The organism is Geobacter sp. SVR (assembly GCF_016865365.1).
Classification (GTDB): Bacteria; Desulfobacterota; Desulfuromonadia; order Geobacterales; family Pseudopelobacteraceae; genus Pelotalea.
The window spans coordinates 2240676-2260686 of record NZ_AP024469.1 but is presented as its reverse complement, the minus strand read 5'-3'; the positions used below and the strand labels follow the sequence as shown (position 1 = coordinate 2260686).

At 57.6% G+C, this 20011-nt stretch carries 17 protein-coding genes; 3 read left to right on the top strand and 14 right to left on the bottom strand.

The features are described from left to right. Nucleotide 1 precedes the first annotated feature (1 nt). A complete protein-coding gene (locus GSVR_RS10465) occupies nucleotides 2–1360 on the bottom strand; it encodes a hypothetical protein (protein ID WP_239077517.1) in 1359 nt (452 codons plus the stop codon). Nucleotides 1361–1414: 54 nt separating this feature from the next. On the opposite strand from GSVR_RS10465, the gene GSVR_RS22055 reads away from it, so the two are divergent. Further along, nucleotides 1415–1771, top strand: a complete 357-nt coding sequence (locus GSVR_RS22055; RefSeq protein ID WP_239077516.1) for a hypothetical protein — start codon at nucleotides 1415–1417, stop codon at nucleotides 1769–1771. Between the two features lies 1 nt (nucleotide 1772). Here GSVR_RS22055 and GSVR_RS10460 read toward each other — a convergent pair whose 3' ends face one another. The 3 genes from GSVR_RS10460 to GSVR_RS10450 all read right to left on the bottom strand — a co-directional run bounded on the left by GSVR_RS10460 (nucleotide 1773) and on the right by GSVR_RS10450 (nucleotide 3946). Further along, a complete protein-coding gene (locus GSVR_RS10460; protein ID WP_173199475.1) occupies nucleotides 1773–2099 on the bottom strand; it encodes a hypothetical protein in 327 nt (108 codons plus the stop codon). Between the two features lie 53 nt (nucleotides 2100–2152). Next, a complete protein-coding gene (locus tag GSVR_RS10455; RefSeq protein WP_173199477.1) occupies nucleotides 2153–2368 on the bottom strand; it encodes a type IV pilin protein in 216 nt (71 codons plus the stop codon). 201 nt (nucleotides 2369–2569) lie between these two features. Continuing rightward, the gene (locus GSVR_RS10450; protein WP_173199479.1) at nucleotides 2570–3946 is read right to left on the bottom strand and encodes a sigma-54 dependent transcriptional regulator; all 1377 of its coding nucleotides are present in this window, start codon (nucleotides 3944–3946) and stop codon (nucleotides 2570–2572) included. 394 nt (nucleotides 3947–4340) lie between these two features. Between GSVR_RS10450 and eno the strand changes: the two genes are divergently transcribed. Both eno and GSVR_RS10440 read left to right on the top strand, forming a co-directional pair. Further along, nucleotides 4341–5630, top strand: coding sequence for a phosphopyruvate hydratase (eno, locus tag GSVR_RS10445; RefSeq protein WP_173199481.1), 1290 nt, complete (start codon nucleotides 4341–4343; stop codon nucleotides 5628–5630). 103 nt (nucleotides 5631–5733) lie between these two features. After that, nucleotides 5734–7326, top strand: coding sequence for a glucose-6-phosphate isomerase (locus tag GSVR_RS10440; RefSeq protein WP_173199483.1), 1593 nt, complete (start codon nucleotides 5734–5736; stop codon nucleotides 7324–7326). A 156-nt stretch (nucleotides 7327–7482) separates the two neighbouring features. Here GSVR_RS10440 and hrpB read toward each other — a convergent pair whose 3' ends face one another. From hrpB to GSVR_RS10390, 10 genes are all read right to left on the bottom strand, one after another. Then, the gene (gene hrpB, locus GSVR_RS10435) at nucleotides 7483–10023 is read right to left on the bottom strand and encodes an ATP-dependent helicase HrpB (RefSeq protein WP_173199485.1); all 2541 of its coding nucleotides are present in this window, start codon (nucleotides 10021–10023) and stop codon (nucleotides 7483–7485) included. Between the two features lie 19 nt (nucleotides 10024–10042). Next, the gene (locus tag GSVR_RS10430) at nucleotides 10043–10942 is read right to left on the bottom strand and encodes a cation diffusion facilitator family transporter (protein WP_173199487.1); all 900 of its coding nucleotides are present in this window, start codon (nucleotides 10940–10942) and stop codon (nucleotides 10043–10045) included. A 2-nt stretch (nucleotides 10943–10944) separates the two neighbouring features. Beyond that, the gene (gene recJ, locus GSVR_RS10425; RefSeq protein ID WP_239077515.1) at nucleotides 10945–12615 is read right to left on the bottom strand and encodes a single-stranded-DNA-specific exonuclease RecJ; all 1671 of its coding nucleotides are present in this window, start codon (nucleotides 12613–12615) and stop codon (nucleotides 10945–10947) included. 142 nt (nucleotides 12616–12757) lie between these two features. Next, on the bottom strand, nucleotides 12758–13336 hold the full coding sequence (locus GSVR_RS10420) for a tetratricopeptide repeat protein (RefSeq protein WP_173199491.1): 579 nt from the start codon (nucleotides 13334–13336) through the stop codon (nucleotides 12758–12760). Nucleotides 13337–13366: 30 nt separating this feature from the next. Continuing rightward, on the bottom strand, nucleotides 13367–14287 hold the full coding sequence (gene secF / locus GSVR_RS10415) for a protein translocase subunit SecF (RefSeq protein ID WP_173199493.1): 921 nt from the start codon (nucleotides 14285–14287) through the stop codon (nucleotides 13367–13369). Between the two features lie 15 nt (nucleotides 14288–14302). After that, nucleotides 14303–15895, bottom strand: coding sequence for a protein translocase subunit SecD (gene secD, locus GSVR_RS10410; protein WP_173199495.1), 1593 nt, complete (start codon nucleotides 15893–15895; stop codon nucleotides 14303–14305). Between the two features lie 105 nt (nucleotides 15896–16000). Beyond that, entirely contained in the window at nucleotides 16001–16324 is a 324-nt protein-coding gene (gene yajC, locus GSVR_RS10405) for a preprotein translocase subunit YajC (protein ID WP_173199497.1), read from the bottom strand. 22 nt (nucleotides 16325–16346) lie between these two features. Then, on the bottom strand, nucleotides 16347–17462 hold the full coding sequence (gene tgt / locus GSVR_RS10400; RefSeq protein ID WP_173199499.1) for a tRNA guanosine(34) transglycosylase Tgt: 1116 nt from the start codon (nucleotides 17460–17462) through the stop codon (nucleotides 16347–16349). A 59-nt stretch (nucleotides 17463–17521) separates the two neighbouring features. Continuing rightward, nucleotides 17522–18553 (bottom strand): tRNA preQ1(34) S-adenosylmethionine ribosyltransferase-isomerase QueA, encoded by a 1032-nt coding sequence (queA, locus tag GSVR_RS10395; RefSeq protein ID WP_173199501.1) that lies wholly within the window; start codon nucleotides 18551–18553, stop codon nucleotides 17522–17524. Nucleotides 18554–18566: 13 nt separating this feature from the next. Then, a complete protein-coding gene (locus tag GSVR_RS10390; protein ID WP_173199503.1) occupies nucleotides 18567–19691 on the bottom strand; it encodes a SpoIID/LytB domain-containing protein in 1125 nt (374 codons plus the stop codon). Nucleotides 19692–20011 lie beyond the last annotated feature (320 nt).

Below are 20011 nucleotides of genomic sequence, written 5' to 3'. Positions count from 1 at the left end.
ATTATGGTTGTTTGTTCGGCGAACGTTCAGACAGCTTTGCAAACCGGCGTTCAAGCTCAGTATCGCCAATGAGGTGCGCCGTATCGCGCATGCCATCAAATTCTGTAGCATCATGGGTAAGACGGTAGATATCCTTACGTAATAATATGATGCGCTTTCCAAGCATATCTCGCTCCATGACATCCCGCGACCTGACCAATTTCTTGTCCAGCAGTGTCAGCAGCTCCCGCATCGGTCGTTCGGACCTCCCTTTCGATCGTTTCACGGCCTCCTCAAGCAGTGCAATGGCCTCATCTCTCTGATGACGTTCCAGCAGGATTGCGGCAATGTTCAGATCGAATCGCTCGTCATACCCCAAGCCAGGCAGGCGTTTCCCCTGTTCGAACTGGTTCAACGCTTCATCTAACTGCCCGCGCTCGGCAAGTTGCGCACCATAGAGAAGCCGAATGTTTGCGACATCGGGGGATTTTACTACCGTATCATGTATCAATGAAGAATTTGTCTGCCAAGTGATGTTTCTTACCAAGGTCGTTCCCCCCCCAATACATAACAGAAAGGCAACGACAGGAATCATGAGTTGCTTGAGCTGTTCCCCCCACCGGTTCACACTATATAACGCCACGCTTAGAACAACATAAGCCGTTGATAGATAGGCATAGCGCTCGGCATAGGGAGTCCAGGCGATCTGGTTGAATGCGATCACAAAGGATGGAGTGAAGAGGAGCACCCCCGTCAGAAAGAGAGACGATGCCATATTCCGCTTGATAAGTACAAACAGGCAAATGACCAGAAGCGGAATTGCAAGAAGCTCGTATAGTGGGTCGATTTCGACGATGGCAAAATTGAGCGGCCAGGGAATGAATATTTTTTTAAGGTAAAAGGCGAAGGCACCCATAAAAACCTTGGCCGTGTGCAGCGGATCGACCAGAATAAACCTGAGCGTCATAGCGATGCGGGACGAGTTGGTAGAAAACGCCACCAGACGCAAGGCAAAGAACAGTGCCGCGACAGACGTAGTTATGATCACTGTGGTCAGAATTATCCGGCGGACATTACGCTGCAACGCCCCGGTCTTATTGTCTGCAGAGTCGTGGGCGGCGAGCACAAACGCTGCGCCAGGAAGAAACGCCAGGGCGAACTCTTTCGTTAGGGTGGCCAATACGATGCACAGCATGGCAGCATATACGTGCAATCGGAAGCTTGTCTCGCGGTAACACAGCAGGCAAAGCGTTGCCAACAACAGGAAAAAGCCGGAAAGCAGATCGGTGCGGCCTGAGACCCAATTGACGGATTCTGTTGACAGAGGATGGAGCCCGAACAGCAATGTAACAGCCAATGGCAACAACGATGTTTCTGCCACTTCCCTCCCTAAAACGCGGCGGGAGATAAAGAAGAGCAGTAGAGAGTTTACCAGGTGGATCAAGACATTGTGCAGATGCATCAAAAGGGCGCTGAGATTGAATACAAAGCGATCGAAGAGAAAACTCAGGAGTATGACAGGACGGTAATAGAGGCCCCCATCCGCCCGGGGAACAAGAACCGATGCAAGATCGAAATGTTTGATACTCCTTATGCCATTGATCATCTCAAGGTCATCAATATTGCTGAACTCAGCAAATATGGTGGGGGAGAAAAACGTCAGGACCACCAAGGTAATGAACAGGCACTGGAGATACGTGGCAATTGGGTATGGAGACTTAGGTGGCATTGGGTTCTGTATGAAAAAGGGGGCTTCAAAAGCCCCCTTTCGTTAGCCTGCAAACTCTTTTAAATTATTGGGCTGTCCAAGAATTGTCTGCTGTCCAGGTGGATACGGTTATGGAGGAAGTACCGGCAGTGGCAGCATCTTTTGAATAGAGCTTGGGATCGGTATTGTTAGTTGCGTATTCCTTCTTACCCTTCACATTGGCGGAGCCAGCGGCGTAGGCTGTGCCGTCCATAGCCGAGGCAGTGCCGTTGGTAAACACTTTCACGCTCACGCCGTTGGAAGGTTTGTAGAGACCACCGCCGATCGAGGTACCGGCTGAGGTAATTTCCAAAGCGAAAGCCGAGGATGCCGCAAGCATACTCAACGCCGTAAAAACAGCAATTTTTTTCATAATGAAACTCCTTTCATATTTTTTTAAACCATCTAAAAAATCACTACACGGAATTACAGGCCACCCGGATAGCCATTGTTGTCGGCGTAGGATGCTTCCATCTGAGTTTTGAGGTTCCTCAGATCGCTTTGGGCGGCGGAGTCATACCCCTTTTGACGGTAAGCCGAGAACTGCGGGATGGCCACGGCGGCCAGGATGCCGATGATCGCAACGACGATCAAGAGCTCAATCAGGGTGAAGCCTTTTTTGTTCCTGAGTTTGTTAAGCATGTCTTTCTCCTTTCAATGGTTTCTCTTGCATGAAGAGCCTTTTCAACTGCATTAAAACAGTTTCTTCGATTATTAGAGCAATAAGCAGACCAACCGCTGACCACATTTCAAGTACCTGAAATAGTTAGCCCTCTACCACTGTCTCACAAAACCTGTCGGTGATCTGGTACATAATAGCGTCACTCCCACTGACGGTTTTTGTCACTCTTCGCCCGCATCCAGCCCGAATTTTGCGAGGCGGTAGCGGAAGGAGCGGAACGACATGCCCAGTAGCTCCGCCGCCTTTTTCTTGGCTCCGGCGGTCTTTTCGAGCGCCTTCAGCAGGTATTGCTTTTCGATATCTTCCAGAAGCGGTTCCAGTTGCATGCCTTCCGCCGGGATATCCACCCCGGAAGTGGCATCGGCACCCTGGCCGGAGAATACCTGTTTCGGCAGGTTTCCCTCGGCAACAATGGACGGATCGAGGATCAGGCTGCGCTCGATTATGTTTTCCAGTTCGCGGATATTCCCGGGAAATTGATAGTTCATCAGCGCCTTGAGCGCTGCCGGGGTGATAATGTCTCCCGATGGGGCGGCACCGGCGAACTTGTGGAAAAAATGATCCACCAGGATCGGGATATCCTCGATCCGCTCCCGTAAGGGGGGCAGGAAGATCTGCACCACATTGATGCGATAGAACAGATCCTCGCGAAAGCCCCCCTCCTTGATCTGTCCCTGCAAATCGCGATTCGAGGCGGTCAGGATGCGGACATCCGACTTCTGCACCTCGGTCCCCCCTACCCGCCTGAATTCCCGTTCCTGGAGGACCCGCAGCAGCTTGGTTTGCATCAGCAGCGGCAGCTCGCCGATCTCGTCCAGAAATAGCGTGCCCCCCTGGGCCTGTTCGAACAGCCCGGGCCGGTCGCTGACCGCGCCGGTAAAGGCCCCTTTTTTATGGCCGAACAGTTCGCTTTCCATCAGGGTTTCGGGAATAGCTCCGCAGTTGACCGCCACGAAAGGCTTGGCACTGCGCGGACTGCTGTCATGGATGGCACGGGCCACCAGTTCCTTACCGGTGCCGCTCTCTCCCTGTATCATGACCGAACTGCTGCTGGGAGCCACCTTCTGGGTCAAGGCGAATATCTCCTTCATCCTGGGGCTGGAGCCGATGATGCCGCAAAAGTTGTCGCGCTGCAGAACGGTCTGCTTGAGAACGAAATTCTCGCGCTTCAGAGTGGTCTTCTCCAGCGCATTCCGGATCAGGACCTTGATTTCCTCGACCTTGAAGGGCTTGGCAATGTAATCGTAAGCCCCCAGTTTCATGGCCTCCACCGCCTGCTCGGCAGCAGAGAAGGCGGTCATCATCAATACGGCCGTATCGGGAGACATGGCCTTGACCCGGGCCAAGAGCTCGATGCCGTTCAAGGCGGGCATCTGAACATCCGAGATGATCAGGTCGAACAGGTTGTTTTCCAATAGCAACAGCGCCTCTGCGGCATCCGGCGCCACAACGGCTTCATATCCTTCGCGCTCCAGCAATATGCAGAGAAATTCCCGCATGCTCAATTCATCATCGACGACCAGTATTCTGGGTATCATGTATTCGACATCCTCTGCTTCAAAGATAAATCGGACTTCTTCAATCGGTGGATTATATATATAAACAAGCAATATTACAAATACTTATGATATACATATTAATGCAAAACCTTAAACAGGATCGATTATACAGCCGAGCAGACCAATAAACAATATTTCTCAGCACATCTCGCAAAGAACAGCCTCCTCGGGTCCGTCCATCCATCCAGCTTGCCGCCTCAGGTGCTCATCACTCCAATCCCCATACATACAGGGACATTCATTCGTCGTATCTACTTGATTATTTTTAATCGGCGTGGTGATTTTTTGCCATTTCTGTGATATACAACAGAGTGATTTGGTCGGTGACTCCAGGTTTGGACCACTCCAGATAATTCCATGCAAGGGGGCAGTAATGAGTGAAATTGTAGATGTCTATGCCAGAGAAATCCTCGATTCCCGCGGCAATCCGACCCTCGAGGTTGAGGTTTTCCTCGAGTCCGGAGCTTTCGGACGGGCCGCCGTTCCCTCCGGGGCATCCACCGGCGAACGCGAGGCGCTCGAGCTGCGCGATGGCGACAAGTCCCGCTATCTGGGCAAGGGAGTTCTCAAGGCTGTCGATAATGTCAATAATGTGATTGCCGACGAGCTGATCGGCATGGACGCCGACGATCAGGTCGGCATCGACATGAAGATGCTGGAGATGGACGGCACCGAATATAAAAGCAAACTCGGTGCCAATGCCATCCTCGGGGTATCCCTGGCCGTGGCCAAGGCTGCCGCCGACGAGGCAGGCCAGCCGCTCTACAAGTACATCGGCGGAGCCGGCGCACGGGAACTGCCGCTGCCGATGATGAACATCATCAATGGCGGCGCCCATGCCGACAACAACGTGGACATCCAGGAGTTCATGATCATGCCTGCCGGTGCGAAAAGTTTCGCCGAAGCGCTACGCATCGGTGCCGAGATCTTCCATGCCCTGAAGAGCGTGCTCAAGGGCAAGGGCTACAACACCGCCGTGGGCGACGAAGGCGGTTTCGCCCCTGACCTCAAATCCAACGAGGAAGCCCTGGAAGTGATCATGGAAGCCATTGTCAAGGCCGGATACAAGCCGGGAGAAGATGTGGTTCTGGCGCTGGATGTGGCTTCGTCCGAACTGTTCAAGGACGGTAAATATACACTGGAGAACGAGGCCCAGAAAATCAAGACCGCCGACGAGATGGTCAGCTTCTATGAGAACCTGGTCAACAAGTACCCGATCGTCTCGATCGAGGACGGCATGGCGGAAAACGACTGGGAGGGCTGGAAGAAACTCACCGAACGTCTCGGCAAGCGCATTCAGATCGTGGGTGACGACCTGTTTGTCACCAACCCGAAAATCCTCAAGGAAGGCATCTCCCAGGGCATTGCCAATTCGATCCTGATCAAGCTGAATCAGATCGGTACTCTGACCGAAACCCTGGAGGCGATCGAAATGGCCAAACGTGCCGGATATACCACGGTCATCTCCCACCGTTCGGGCGAAACCGAGGACACCACCCTGGCCGACCTGGCAGTGGCGGTCAATGCCGGCCAGATCAAGACAGGTTCGCTCTGCCGCACCGATCGCGTCGCAAAGTACAACCAGCTGCTGCGCATCGAGGACGAGCTCGATACCTGCGCCCTTTTCAAGGGACACGACGTCTTCTACAACATCAAGAAATAACTGCTGTGGTTCACCACAAAGGCGGGGGCAACCCCGCCTTTTTTTTACCGATTCAGCGACTGGAGCTATGACGGTACACAACACCATGCCCTGGAGGCGCCCGATGGGAAAAACGGATCTATGGGACCGTTACAACGAATATCTTTGCGATTGCACTGACATCGGACTTGCGCTCGATATCAGCAGAATTAATTTCTCCGACGGTTTTCTTGGCGACAGGGAATCCGCCATGCAGCGTGCCTTCGCCGACATGGCGGCACTCGAGGGGGGAGCCGTTGCCAACCCGGATGAAAACCGCATGGTGGGGCACTACTGGCTGAGAAATCCCTCCCTGGCGCCCGACGCCTCCATCCGGGAAGAGATCGAGGCTACCGTACGCAAGATACGGACCTTTGCCCAGGATGTCCATGCCGGCCGCATCACGGCTGCCGATGGTCAGTCCTTTTCCCGCCTGCTGGTGGTCGGAATCGGCGGTTCGGCCCTCGGCCCCCAGTTCGTGGCTGATGCGCTCTCGAACGGCAACAACCGGATGGAGCCCCGTTTTCTTGACAATACCGATCCGGACGGCATTGATCGCGTCTTTGGCGAGTTGGGCTCCAGCCTGGCACGGACGCTGACGATCGTCATCTCCAAGAGCGGTTCCACCAAGGAGACCCGCAACGGCATGCTGGAGGCACAGGCCGCCTATCGCAAGGCTGGGCTTGATTTTGCGCGCCACGCCGTGGCTGTGACCGGTGAGGGCAGCGAGCTCGACAGCCTGGCCCGCTCTGGGGGATGGCTGGAGCGTTTCCCGATGTGGGACTGGGTCGGCGGCCGCACCTCGGTCACCTCGGCCGTGGGATTGTTGCCTGCCGCGCTGCAGGGTATCGATATCACCGCTCTGCTGGAGGGTGCCCGGCTTTGCGACGAGATCACCCGCAGGCAGGAAACTCGGAGCAATCCGGCAGCCCTGATGGCGCTGATGTGGCATCATGCCACCAACGGCAGAGGGGACAAGGACATGGTCATGCTGCCCTACAAGGACCGCCTGCTGCTCTTCTCCCGCTATCTGCAGCAGCTGATCATGGAATCCCTCGGCAAGGAACTCGACCTGCAGGGCAACCGGGTCTGCCAGGGGCTGAGCGTCTACGGCAACAAAGGCTCCACCGATCAGCATGCCTACGTGCAGCAACTGCGCGAAGGGGTGGCAAACTTCTTTGTCACCTTCATCGAAGTTCTGCGGGACCGGGAAGAGGCCTCGATCGAGGTAGAGGAGGGAATCACCAGCGGCGACTACCTGTTCGGGTTCCTGCAGGGTACACGCACTGCCTTGTACGAGAAAGGGCGCGAATCGATGACGATTACCGTGGACACGATCGACGCCAGGACCATCGGTGTCCTGATCGCCCTGTTCGAGCGCAGCGTCGGCCTCTATGCCAGCCTGATCAACATCAATGCCTACCACCAGCCCGGTGTCGAAGCCGGCAAGAAAGCTGCCGGTGCGGTCATCTCACTGCAGAGCGAGGTTGTAGCCACCCTGGCGCGGGAGAAGCACTCCCTGTCTGCCGACGAAGTCGCCGCAGCTCTCGACAAGCCACAGGCCGGTGAATCCGTCTTCGCCATTTTGCGGCACCTGTCCGCCAATCCCGACCGGGCTGTGGAGGCGATACAGGGTAAATATGCCAGGGAGTGGAAATTCGGATTGAAGACCGGTTAACAGGGATGAACAGGATAGAAGGGATCGTGGATATACGAAGAACCAGCAAGAGAGACGGGTATTCGCCTTCCGGGCTACCATTTTTTCGGTGTTATACGGACAGGCAGTGTTTTTTTCATCCTGTCGATCCTGTATATCCCTGTAAAAACGTTTCGTTTATCCGCGCGGCTTCGCGCGCCGTGTGGGAGGGGCGCTCCAGGGGTCATCGGGCCAGGGGTGCTTGGGGTAGCGCCCCTTCATCTCCTTTTTGACCTGGTGATAGGAGCCGTCCCAGAATCCCTTCAAATCTCCTGTCACCTGCAGCGGCCGGCCGGCCGGCGAAAGCAGGTGCAGCAGAACAGCCACCCTGCCGGCCGCCACGGTGGGCGTTTCGGCCAGGCCGAACAATTCCTGCAGCTTCACCGCCAACACCGGCAGTTCCCCTGCGCAATAATCGATCCTGATGCGTGACCCGCTCGGCACGGTCAGGTGGGTCGGAGCCAGTTGTTCCAATGCCTGACGCTGCCGGTAGTCCAGCGCTGTACCCAGCGCTGTCGTGCAGTCCACGGCTGCCAGTTGCTGGGCCGTACGGATGCCGCCAAGCGCCGGAGCAAGCCAGATGTCGAGCGTATCCAGTAGAGCGGTATCGGACAGGTCGGGCCAGCCATCCGCCGGAAACATGCGCCGTAGCATCATTACCCGTGCCTGAAACTGATAGAAACCGTCTGCTCGTGTCAGCAGGCCCAGCAATGAGGCGCGTACCACTTCGACAATTACCGGCACCAGCGATTCGGCAGGGGGGGCGAAGGCCCGGGAAGAGAGCTGCAGCGCACCGAGACACTCCTGCCTGACCGCAATCACCCGTCCTTCGCGGCTGTCCCACGAAACCGAGTCCTTCCGCTCGATCCGGTCTGCCAGCTCGCTTCGCAGCACTTCCTCTGAAACCGGTGCAGCAAGATGTATCAGCCCCTCCCCCTGCTCCCCCTGCTCCCCCCCATCGACCGCCACCGCGACCAACAGTATTTCGGGAATGGCGGAGAGCGCGTCGGCCAGACGGGCACCGCGGCCATTGGCCATCAGATAGCGTGTGCCGTCGTTCGCACGCAGCATTCCCACCCGGTCGGGATAGGCGGACAGCAGCAGGCGGCTGACAGGTCCATCCTGCTCATTGCCCACGGGTTGTCGGGATATGTTTCCCTGTAGCTTCAGCAGCTGACGCGATACACGCTCAACTGCCGCCAGCGCTCCGCTGTCCGCGATTGAGGGCCCCCGGCCGCTGCTGCGCCATTCTCTCAGCAACCTCAGCCGCTCGCCGATGTCCGGCATATGCCCCGAAGCGTACAGGCCTGCCGGCCCGCGCCGGACAATATCCCGTTCGGAGAGCAGGGCGGCCAGATCGCATCCCAACTCCGGACAACCGATTTCCTTCGAGCGCACCAGCAGCCTGGCCAGACGCGGATGCAGCGGCAACCCGGCCATGGCACGGCCCGTGGCGGTAATCCGTCCCGCCTCGTCCACGGCAGAAAGTTCGCTCAGCAGCCGACGCGCCGCCGCCAGTGCCGCTGCCGGCGGAGGATCGAGCCAAGAGAGCTGCGACGGTTCCGTCATGCCCCAGGCAGACAGCTCCAGCACCAAGGGGGCGAGATCCATCTCCAGGATCTCCGCCGGGGTCTGGGGCACCATGGCGCTGTAGGTATGGCGGCTGAACAGCCGATAGCAGACGCCCGGAGCCAGACGCCCCGCCCTGCCCTTGCGCTGCTCGGCTGAAGCCCGCGATTCACGCACCGTCACGAGACGATTGATGCCGCTACTCAGGTCGTGGCGCAGGCGCCGGGAAAGGCCGCTGTCGACGACCGTTTCAATGCCCTCGATGGTCAGGCTGGTTTCGGCGATGCTGGTGGCCAGCACCACCCGACGCTGTGGACCGGGCTGGATGGCAGCCTGCTGCCGGTCAAAGGGAAGATCTCCGTACAGGGGCAGCACCGCAATACCTCTCCCCGGCAGCCCCATCTCCTCCAGACGCAAGGCACAGGAGCGGATCTCACCCGCACCGGGCAAAAACGCCAGAATGTCACCGCCTGTCTCGGCCAGGGCTCTCCCTATGGCTGCCGCCATTCTTGGAGGCAGGGGACCGCGAGGCTGGTCCTCCAGAAAAACCTCCTCCACCGGAAAGGTACGCCCCTTGGAAGTGATCACCGGAGCATTCCCCAGCAGCCGCGCCAACGGCTCGCACTCGAGCGTGGCCGACATGACCAGTATCCTGAGATCGTCCCTGACCTGGCGCTGCACATCCAGGCAGAGCGCCAGCCCCAGATCCGCCTGAAAGCTGCGCTCGTGGAATTCGTCGAATATGACGGCCGCCACCCCCTCCAGCAGCGGATCGCTCTGGATCCGGCGCGTAAGAATTCCTTCGGTGACCACCTCGATCCGCGTGGATGTCGATACCCGGCTGTCAAAGCGGATCGAGTACCCGACGGTCTCCCCTACCCGCTCCCCAAGGAAGCTGGCCATCCACCCGGCAGCGTTGACGGCAGCGAGCCGGCGCGGTTCGAGCATGACGATGCGTCCCGCTTCGGGTGGAATCAGGTCGAGCAGCGCCAGCGGCACCCGGGTGGTCTTGCCGGCCCCGGGGGGCGCCTGCAGCACGCAGGCGGTGCGGCTTCGCAAGGTACTCAGCAGTTCGGGCAGAACTTCATCGATGGGGAGCTTATGGTTCATGGGCAAGGGGTAATGGCCTTCACAGCCGGATCAGGTCTTCGTGTTCTTCATCATGCGGATTGATATGAATCATGACGTCGCCAACGTTGGGGAAACCGTCGAAAATCAGCTTCTTTACGTGGGTCGCGATGGCGTGGGAATGTTTGACCGTCATGTCAGGGTCCATGTCCAGCTTGAGATCGATGATCATGTACTGTCCCGAACGCCGGGCACGAATGTCGTGGACTTGCTCCACCCCCTCCACGCTTTCCGCCAGCCGGCTCACTTCGGTGATGAAATCGGGAGGAACGCTGCCGTCCATCAGGTCGTGGGACGCCTCGCGAAAGGCCTGGTAGCCGATATAGAGGATCACGAAGGAGGTCAGTCCGGCGGCTAGCGGGTCCATGACACCGTACCCGCAAAAGGCGCCGGCAACCCCGATCAGGGTGGCGACCGATGTGATGGCGTCCTTGCGGTGGTCCTTGGCAAGCGCCTGCAGGGACGGGCTCTCCAGGTGTTTGCCTGTGGTGAGGGTGAAGCGGTACAACCATTCCTTGGTAATGATGGTCAGAAAGGCGGCTGCAACGGCGATGACATTGGGAGACTGGTACTTCCGGTGAAGAACCGAATGAACGGAATCGGCCAGAATCCAGCAGCCGGTGAGGATGATTGCAAGGGAAACCAGCAGTGCCGAAAGATTCTCGGCCCGGCCATGCCCGTATGGATGTTGTGCGTCGAAGGGCTTGCGCCCCAGCTTGAGCGCAACCATGGTGGAGAAAATGGCCACAAAATCGCAGGCGCTTTCGATGCCGTCGGCAAAAACGGCATCCGAATGCCCCCAATGCCCGGCGGCAAGTTTGCAGACCATCAATACCAGGTTAACCCAGAAGCCGATCCTGATGATGCGGTCGGCACTGTCGAATCGTTCCTCACGCTGCATGGTCACTCCGCCGGCCGCAGATCCTTGAGCCGCAACTGAAGGCTCGAACTGCCGTTCCACACGTTCATTTCCGGAAAGAAAGCGATGTCGACCAACCCTGTTGTCTCGTGTTTCGCCATGCCGAAGCCGATGGCGGCAAAGGAGCGCCCCGCACGTCCCAGACGCAGGCGCAGATGCCCTTCCCCCACTTCCCGCCTTTCAAAAACCGTAACTCCCCGCATCATCAGGACCGGTTCAGGATTGCCCGCGCCAAAAGGTTCCAGCCGTTTCAATTCGCCGGCAAGTTCCGCAGTGACATCACCGGGCTGCACCTCGGCATCGATCTCCAGCCGTGGAACAAGATCCTCGTCGGCCAGCAGGCGCGACGCGATTTCCTCGAAGGCATCGGCGAAGCTGGCCACCTGGTCTGCCGCAAGACCGATGCCCGCGGCGTAGCGATGACCGCCGAAGCGCTTCAGGTGGGAAGCGCAGAGTGTGAGGGCATCGAGCAGATGAAAGCCGGGAATGCTCCGGCCGGATCCTTTCCCGTGGCCATCTTCGGTAAGTGCGATCAGGACCGTAGGACGATGATAGCGCTCGACCAGCCGCGATGCAACAATACCCACAACCCCTTCATGCCAGGTCGTACTGGCCAGCACGATGCTGCGGCGGACGGAAGAATCGCCGGCATCCTCGACCATGGCGATCGCTTCTTCGAGCATGCTCCGCTCGACCGCCTGGCGCTCGGCATTGGCGGCATCGAGATCCGAGGCAAGATTAAGCGTCTCCTGCAGGTCATTGCCCAGCAGCAGCTCAACCCCCGGAACGGCGCATTCCATGCGTCCGGCCGCGTTCAGGCGCGGTGCCAGCCGAAAACCGACCTGACCGCAACTGACGCTGCCTTTTATGCCGGCCACCTGCTTGAGTGACAGGAGCCCGGGCGCCGTTGTGGTGGAAAGCAGTTTGAGTCCGTGAAAGGCATAGATGCGGTTCTGGCCGACCAGCGGCACCACATCGGCAATGGTGCCAAGGGCCACGAGATCGAGCCGACGGCGCAGGTCGGGAACACTCGCCGCGTCGAAGGCCCCCTGTTCCCGCAGCGCCGAACGCAGGGCGACCAGCAGGTTGAAGGCCACTCCCACTCCTGCCAGGGATTTGAAGGGATAATCGCAGCCGGGTTGAAGCGGATTGATGACAGCCACGGCATCGGGAATCTGCTCGCCCGGAAGATGGTGATCGACAATGATCAGGTCTATCCCGAGCCGGCGGCACAGGGCCGCTTCTTCCGTTGCCGTGATACCACAGTCCACGGAGACGATCAGGTGGGCGCCGCCAGCCGCGATCTGCTCGACAGCCGCAGCGTTTATCCCGTAGCCGTCGTCGAAACGATTGGGGATATGGTAGTGGCAGATAAAACCTGCCTCTCGCAGAAAGGAGACCAGCAAGGCGGTACCGGTGATGCCGTCCACATCGTAATCGCCGTAGATGCAGACTGTTTCGCGTTTGCGCCATGCGGCAAGCAGCCGGTCAACGGCTGCCGCCATGCCCTTCATGCGGGCAGGGTCATGCATGTCCGCCAGGGCCGGGGCAAGAAAACGGCCGACATCCTCCGGGGAAACAACGGCCCGGGCAGCCAGGATGGCCGAGAGCAGCGGGTGGATCCCGCTCCCGGCCGTTCCGGCCAAAACCGCCATTGAATCACCCGCCCCGTTTCTGAGTATCCACCGTTTCCGCACTCCCGAACCCTCCATTTATGCATTAAAAACATAAGGGCGAACAGCTGCAGGTCAGCCGGCGCCCAAAAAAAAATCCCCCGGAGTGCGGGGGATCGGTCGATTATTGTTTGCCCGGCGCTGCGCCCCCGGACCCCAGTTGAGCGATCATGCTCTTGATTTGCACCGCTGTGGCACTGTTGGAGTCGATCTTGAGGTAGCGGTTCCATGTCTGGATCGCCTTGTCCGGCTGCTTCAGGTCGGAGGCATAGACCACCCCCATGTTGTACAGGCTTTGAAGATGGTTCGGCTCGATCTTCTGGGCCTTTTCGAAATTTGCCAGAGCCTTGTCGTACCAGCCCACCTTGCGGAACATGACCCCCTGATCGGTAAGAACATTGGGGTTATTGGGCTGGATTTCCAGGGCCTTGCCATAGGCGTTGATCGCCTTCTGGGCCTGTTCGGTGTCAAAGTAGTCATTTCCCAACGAAATCCAGGCGTTCAGGTTCTTGGGATCTGCAGCAACTATTTTCTCCGCTTCCGCGATGCGGCGGGAATAGTCGGTGGGCGAGCCCGCCCCTGCCGGAATTGCGGGACTACCCTGCTGCACCTTGCCGGCGCTACCGATGCTGAATACCAGGTATCCACCCAAAAGCCCGACAACCAGGGCAACGACTGCTATCAGAATAGTTTCTTTTTTCAATATGAGCTCCCCCTCTGGGCTATTGCGCTGTTATGCCTTTTGGCCATGTTTGGCCAAGGCGCGATTCTCCAGCAACACGACGATCGGACTGGCAACGAAGATCGAGGAATAGGTGCCGACCAGCAGGCCGATCAGCAGTGCCAGGGCGAAGTCATGGATCACCTCGCCGCCGAAGAAAAACAGTGAGGCGGACGCCAGCAGAACAGTCAGGGAGGTAACAATCGTACGAGAAAGCACCTCATTGATGCTGTCGTTGAAGATTTTCTCCATGGCCCCCTTGAGATTCTTGTGCAGGTTCTCGCGGATGCGGTCGAAAACAACCACCGTATCGGTCAGGGAATAGCCGGCAATCGTCAGGACTGCGGTAATGAACAGCAGATTGATCTCTTTGTCCAGCAGATAGAAAACGGCGAACATGGCAAGGCAGTCGTGCGTGGTTGCCAGGGTCGCCCCGATGCCGAATTTGAAGTCAAAACGCCAGGCAATGTAGAGCACGATACAGATCAACGATATGACGACTGCCACGAGCGTATCTTTGCGCAGCTTATCCCCGATGGAAGGACCGATCTCGGTGGAACTCTCCACGGTAAAGGCATTGTCCGGGGAGTGCTTTTTGAAAGCTTCCTGGACAACGTCTGCAGATTTGCCGACCGCGGCGCCTGCGTGCCTGTCGATCTTGATCAACAGCTTGTTGCCCTCCTTGATTTCCTGAAGGTCGGCTTTGGCAATGCCATTCTCATGCAATGCCTTGCGTGCTTCGGCAATCGACATCGGCTTGGCGAATTTGAGCTGAATGGAGGTGCCCCCGGCGAAGTCGATCCCCATGTTGGCAGTGCCGCGGGCGATCTGGATGATGCCGATGATGCCGATGATCGAAATAATGATCGAGATGATAAAAGAGATCTTACGTTTTCCGATGAAATCTATGTTGGTCTTGCCCAGAAGTTCCATGAACGGTGTTCCCCCTTATATGCTCAATTTCTTGACGTTCCATTTGTAGAGAACCGTGTCAAACACCACCTTGGTGCCAATCAACGAGGTGAACAGGTTGATGATGACACCGAGACTGAGGGAAACGGCAAATCCCTTCACCGGGCCCGTACCGAACTGAAACAGCACTGCCGCGGTGATCAGTGTGGTGATGTGGGAGTCCATGATGGTCAGGAAAGCCTTGTCGTAGCCGGCATCCAGAGCAGCCTTGGGGCTCTTGCCCAGCTTGAGCTCTTCGCGGATGCGCTCGAAGATAAGCACGTTGGCGTCAACCGACATACCGATCAAGAGCACGATGGCGGCAATGCCCGGCAGGGTCAGGGTGGCACCCAGAGCGGCCAGCGCTCCCATCAGATAGATGACGTTCAGCACCATGCCCCAGTTGGCCACCATACCCGACAAGCCGTAGTACACGGCCATGAACAGCACGACCAGCACCACACCGATCAGACCGGCGTACAAGCCCTTCTTGATCGAGTCCTGTCCCAGGGAGGGGCCGACCGTTACGTTCTGAATGATCTTGACCGGAGCGGGAAGAGCGCCTGCCCGCAGGACAATGGCCAGGTCGGCGGCGGTCTTTTCGGTGAAGTTGCCCGAAATCTGCGCGCTGCCGCCGGAGATACGCTCCCTGATAACCGGGGCGGAGTAGATGTTGTTGTCCAGTACGATAGCAAAGCGCTTGCCCACATTGGCAGCGGTAACCTGATCGAACAGCTTGGCGCCCAGGGAGTTGAATTCGATGGCAACATAGGGCTGGTTGAACTGGGAATCGATGCGCACCTGGGCATCGGTCAGCAGATCACCGGTTATGAGCGATTTCTTCTGCAGAACAAAGGGCACCTCATTGACAGCGCCGGTGGCAGGGTCAACGGTTTTTTCCTTGAGAACCTCGGCATCTTCCGGAACGGCTGACGACGAGGGGGATACGTCCTCCCGAACCAACTTGAACTCCAGTCGGGCGGTTTTGCCGATCAGATCGATGGCCCGCTGGGGATCCTTGATGCCGGGGAGCTGCACAACGATGTGGTTGATGCCCTCACGCTGAATAACCGGTTCCGAAACGCCGAACTGGTCGATCCTGTTGCGGATGGTTTCCAGTGCCTGGGCAACCGCCTTGTCCTTGCGGTCCTGGGCATCCTTCTCGCCGATGCGGAGATCCAGGGCCACGAAACCACCTTCATCATGGGGGGGACTCAGCTCATAACCGGGGTATTTATCCTTGATCAGCTTCTGAACTGCTTCGCCGGTTCCTTTTTCGTACACCACGATGCTGACTTTATCGGCACCGGTGCGCTGAATCCGCTTGAAGTGAAGATTTTTACCGGTCAAGGTATCTTCCAGATCGGTGGCCACGAGATCCAGAGATCCTTCGACCGCCTTCTGCGTGTCGACTTCAAGCACCAGGTGCGTCCCCCCCTGAAGATCGAGACCCAGATGGATCTTGTCTTTGGGCAGCAGCCCCGTCCACCACGTCGGCAGTTTGCTCGCCAGTGTCGGTGTCAGATAAAGAAACGACAGTAGAACGAAGATGAATATCAGGCTAATGCGCCAGCCAGTTCCTTTCGGCATGAACCTCGGTCTCCCTTCGAATATGTTTGCATATCATAATGCACCGCAGGAGGCCTGCGGTGCAGGTCATCGTCAGAAGCCGCCATGGTGGCGGATCTCGGGAAGCTAATCCCTCTTGATCGAGGCGATATAAGGCTTGTTGATCTTGATGACGACTCCGGTGGCGATTTCAAGGGAAACGATGTTGTCATCCACGGAAGTTACCTTACCGTGAACGCCGCCGGCGGTGATAACAATATCACCCTTCTTGATAGCGTCAAGCAGCGCCTTGTGCTCTTTGGCCTTCTTCTGCTGGGGACGGATCAGCAGAAAGTAGAAAATTGCGAACATGAACACCAACGGAATGATCTGCTGGAATGCAGCCATACCGCCGGTAGACCCTGCTGCCCCACCCGGGGGACCTGCCATTGCAAACGCTAAACCCAACATAGAACTATCCTCCTTTAAGATCCTAGTCTGCCTGCTGTTTCCTGTAATATTCCCTTCGGAATTCAGAGAAGCTGTTGCTGCGGATGGCCTCCCGCATTCGCCGCATCAGATCCAGGTAAAAATACAGATTGTGATACGTGTTCAGGTTGGAGGCCAGGATTTCACCGGCACGGTAAAGATGACGCAGGTAAGCGCGGCTGTAGGTCCGGCAGACATGACAGCCGCACTCGGGGTCTAGGGGCCCCTGGTCCTCCTCGTAGATCTTGGCCTTGATGTTGATCCGCCCCCGGCTGGTAAAGAGCATGCCATTGCGGGCGTTGCGGGTCGGCATAACGCAGTCGAACATGTCATACCCGTGCCACACTGCCTCGACCAAGTCCTCCGGAGCCCCGATCCCCATGATGTATCGGGGAGACTGATCAGGCATCATGGGAGCGCAGCAGTCCATGACCGCGTACATGGCCTCCTTTTCCTCGCCGACGGACAGCCCCCCCAGGGCGTAACCGTCGAAACCGATGGAACAGATCTGCTCCAGGCTGCGGGCCCGCAGATCACTGTGCATGCCCCCCTGGATGATGCCGAACAGCTGTTGGTCCTCGCGCCGATGGGCCTCTTTGCAGCGACGGGCCCAACGGGTGGTCATTTCGAGTGAACGCTCCACATAGTTGTAAGCCGCAGTGGCGGGAGGGCATTCGTCGAAACACATGGCAATATCGGCACCCAGCGCCTCCTGGATGCGTGTCGCCAACTCAGGCGTCAGTACGTGGTAGGAACCATCCAGATGAGACTGGAACTTGACCCCATCCTCGCTGATCTTGCGCAGGTCTCCCAGACTGAACACCTGAAATCCACCGCTGTCGGTGAGAATCGGGCGCTTCCAGTTCATGAAGCGGTGCAGTCCGCCGAGATTCTCCACCAACCTATGCCCGGGCCGCAAGTACAGGTGGTAGGTATTGGCCAGAATGATCTGGGCATTGATCGCCAGCAGATCTTCGGGGGTCATGGCCTTGACCGTGGCGTTGGTCCCTACCGGCATGAATATCGGGGTTTCTATCTCTCCATGAGCGGTTTTCAGAGAGCCGAGACGCGCCCTGCAGGATGCATCGCGATGAAGAACGGTAAAGTTTGAAACAGACAAAGAATCACCTGCTGAAAGCGGGAATTGTAAAGCGTTTGTAGCCTATAAGAGAAGGAGGTTCAGGTGATGAGCATAGCATCGCCGTAGCTGTAAAAGCGATACCCTCTCTCGATCGCCTCCCGGTAGCCGGCCAGCACGAAGTCTTTGCCGGCCAGAGCCGATACCAGCATGAGCAGCGTGGATTCCGGCAGATGAAAATTGGTGACAAGTGCATCGACAACAGTAAAACGGTAGCCGGGATAGATGAAAATGTCAGCCTCGCCTTGGCCGGCTCGGACGCCCCCCTGACCGTCGGCAGCGTATTCCAGGGTTCTGGCGGTTGTGGTTCCCACCGCAATCACCCGCCCGCCCCGCTCTCGCGTCGCGGAGATCGCGTCTGCTGTGCCTTGGGGAATCGAGTAATATTCGGTGTGGATGCGGTGATCTTCCACACGCTCGGTGCGGACCGGCTGAAACGTCCCCAAACCGGTATGCAGGGTCAGGAAGACCGATTGGATACCCGTCTGTTCAAGATCATTCAAGAGCTCCCGGGTAAAATGGAGTCCGGCCGTGGGTGCGGCAACGGCCCCCGGAACCTGGGCGAACACTGTCTGGTAACGCTCCCGGTCCAGATGGTCGGCTTCCCGCAGAAGATAGGGGGGTAAGGGTATCTGCCCCTCGCGCTCCAGCCAAGCAGGGAACGGTTCATCTCCCCGGAATTCGACCCGCCAGGTTTCGGCATCTCTGCGCCCGCACACACGGGCTGCCATGCCGGATGCAAATGTGATTTCCTGACCGTCCCTGATGCCTCGGGAAGGGCGGATGAGACATATCCAGCTCTCGGACAAGCCGTCATCGCGGCGCAGGAGAAAGATCTCAACCTTCCCGCCGGTCGCCTTGTGGCCGGAAAGGCGGGCAGGAATCACCCTGGTATCGTTCATCACCAGCAGATCCGATGGCCTCAGATAGGACGGAATGTTGGTGAAAATGTCGTGGCCAACGGCAGCGCTCTGCCGCTCCAGGTGCATCAGACGGGAAGCGCCCCGCTGCGGGGATGGAACGCGGGCGATCAGCTCCGGCGGGAGATGATAATCAAATTCTGCAACGAGCATGCAATGATACCTGTCAGCTAATTTCAAAGAACCTTTTCAGCTGGGTGCCGGGATAGTAGTACGTCAGAATTTCGGCGTATCCGAATCCATCCAGGGCGCGCTGTTTGGCACCCCACTGGCACAGTCCGACGCCGTGGCCGTTGCCGTAGCCGGAAAAGACCGCTTCTCCGTTGGCGACCTTCACCACGAAATTGGTACTTTTAATGATACCATAACCGATGGCCTTGCGGAACTGATCGCCGCTGATGGCAACCTCACCCTGGCCGGATACTGCCCTGATATTCCGCAAACGCCCCCGTTCGTTACGAGGTCCGGGCCTGAGGTCGGTCACCCCCGTTACCTTGTAGCCGGCGGCTCTGAGCTTCTCGTCGATATCCTTCAAGGTGAGCTTCTGTTCCCAGGAGGTCGAGGGGTTGGTCAGGCAGTATTCGCACTCGACCCCTTTCAAGTATGGCACCGATGCTCCCCATACATTCTCCGCAGCTTCCGTTTTTCCGCCGCAACTGGAGTGATAGAAGGCCTGAATGATCGATTTGTTGTAAGTCAGCACTTCTCCGGCAGTTTCTTCAACGGCCCGTCGCGCCCGGCTGTCTTCGATCAGGCAACCATCATACACCTGGTCCATGACGGACGATTCAAGATGATACACCGCATTCTTACGAGCCGCCTTGCGGTTGAGGGCGTAGGTTCTGGCAATCACCGCCTGGGCCTTGACCGCCTCGATGGGCCATGCCGATGATATCTCGCAGTTGATCAGGCCGACCAGATAATCTTCCAGGGGCAGCTGGTTGACTGCCAGCAGTCCCTTCTCGCCGGGAAGAATCTCAACCATGCCGCGATAAGGCTTGCCGTTGATTTTTACCGCTGAAGATGCAGCAAAGGTGAGCTGGCGAAACGCGGTGCCGTTGACAATCAGCTGGTCCCTTCCACCGGTGATGCTGACCGGAGGAACAAGCGCCACCGCCTCGCCGGTTTCGCGCGTAGCCAGCAGGCCGTCGCCGTCGACAACCACGGTGCCTGCATTTTTGACAATGGCAACGCGTATCGTTTCACTGGGAGCGACGGCGGCCTGCAGGTGCAGATCCCCTCCTAGAAAAACAACGGCAAGAGCCACTATTATCAACAATGATATACGCATCAGTAATAACCGCAAAACTTGGTGATACAATCACATATACCGGCATCATGTCAATTTTTTTGATGGCTGCCTCGGTTTAATTTCATTAATGTTTTTGTTTTGGCAGCGGGTTGCCTTATCGGAATGCCGGAGTGGTGAGCCAGACGCAGAACTGCAGAATTCGCGACCGAGGACGATCCGTTTCTCAGGGTGCCTTCGCTGAGATAGCTTCATCCATGGGTGCTAAGCAGCTTGTCTGCCGAATCGGGCAGGGCAGGACCGGCTCGCAGGAGCAAAAGCCCTTCTGTACCCACCGCACCTACCGTGCGAGTAAGAGTTGC